At 33.5% G+C, this 1330-nt stretch carries 2 protein-coding genes; both read left to right on the forward strand.

Annotated elements, in window-relative coordinates:
- Positions 1-76: 76 nt before the first annotated feature.
- The gene (locus BUA03_RS16295; protein WP_066082037.1) at positions 77-355 is read left to right on the forward strand and encodes a transposase; all 279 of its coding nucleotides are present in this window, start codon (positions 77-79) and stop codon (positions 353-355) included.
- A gap of 23 nt (positions 356-378) precedes the next feature.
- Positions 379-1194, forward strand: a complete 816-nt coding sequence (locus tag BUA03_RS16300) for an IS3 family transposase (protein WP_262489235.1) — start codon at positions 379-381, stop codon at positions 1192-1194.
- The last annotated feature ends 136 nt before the right edge of the window (positions 1195-1330 follow it).

The following is a 1330-nucleotide window of genomic DNA, read 5'->3' on the forward strand; positions in this document are numbered from 1 at the left end:
TATGCTGCTCCCCAAAAAACGTACAATTTTTTGCTTTAAATTAAGATAGGATTAAAAACCTTAAATTAGCAGAATTATGTCAAGAACAAGAAGAGTATTTGGAAAGGATTTTAAAGCAAAAGTTGTTTTAGAAGCGTTAAGAGAGAAAGAAACATTAGAGGTTTTAGCTAAGAAATATGAGCTTTTACCCACCCAAATTTCGATCTGGAAAGCCGAGGCGATTAAGAATATATCGGCAGTTTTCAATCAAGAAAAAGCAGTAGCAAAAAAAGAAGAAATTCCAATTGAAAAGCTTTTTGCACGAATTGGACAACTCACTTTAGAGAATGACTTTCTAAAAAAAAAGTTGAGCTAATGCCATTGATTGAGAGAAAGAACATGGTAGATTTGAACGAAAAATTAAGTCTATCTAAACAGTGTATATTGTTGAATATCAATCGGAATTCTTTTTATTTTTCACCAAAAGGGGAAGGTTCTGAAAACCTATCATTGATGGAATTATTAAAAAAACAATATCATGCAACTCCTTTTTATGGTTATCGCAAGATTACTGTTTGGTTTGAACGCCATGGCTTTGTGGTTAATGAAAAGCGAGTTCGACGCTTAATGAAATTGGTAAACTGGCAGACGATTTACCGAGAACCACGCACGACAATTGCTGTTAAAGAACATAAAAAGTATCCGTATTTACTCAAAGGTTTAGAGATAACACAAAATAATCAAGTTTGGGCTACAGACATTACATATATCCCTATGGATAAAGGTTTTATGTATTTATGTGCAATAATTGATTTGCACTCGCGCTATGTTTTAAGCTGGGATATAAGTAACACTATGACAGCCCAGTGGTGTACAGGAGTACTTCAAGAGGCAATAGACCAACACGGCAAACCAGAAATTTTCAACACCGATCAAGGAAGTCAGTACACAAGTGAGGTTCATACTAAGCTATTGAATGATAATAATATAAAAATATCAATGGATGGAAAAGGACGTGCTATTGACAATATTTTTATAGAAAGATTATGGCGTTCAGTAAAATATGAAAACGTATATTTACAAGCTTACGGTAGCACTCTGGAACTGTACAAAGGATTGAAAGAATATTTTAGATTTTATAATGACGAGCGTTTTCATCAATCATTAGATTATCTAACGCCAAGGGAAATGTATAACAAAATAGAAGTGGCATAAAATCAGAATAACTTTTTTGACCTATGGCTTCGCCGGTCAAAAGTTATTTCCGATTTCAGCCGCGCAACAGAAAATTAAAACTTAAAAACTATCTTAAGTTTTTGAAAAAGTTGCATCGTGAATAGGTCGCAGCATA

It is taken from the genome of Flavobacterium fryxellicola (assembly GCF_900143245.1).
GTDB lineage: Bacteria > Bacteroidota > Bacteroidia > Flavobacteriales > Flavobacteriaceae > Flavobacterium > Flavobacterium fryxellicola.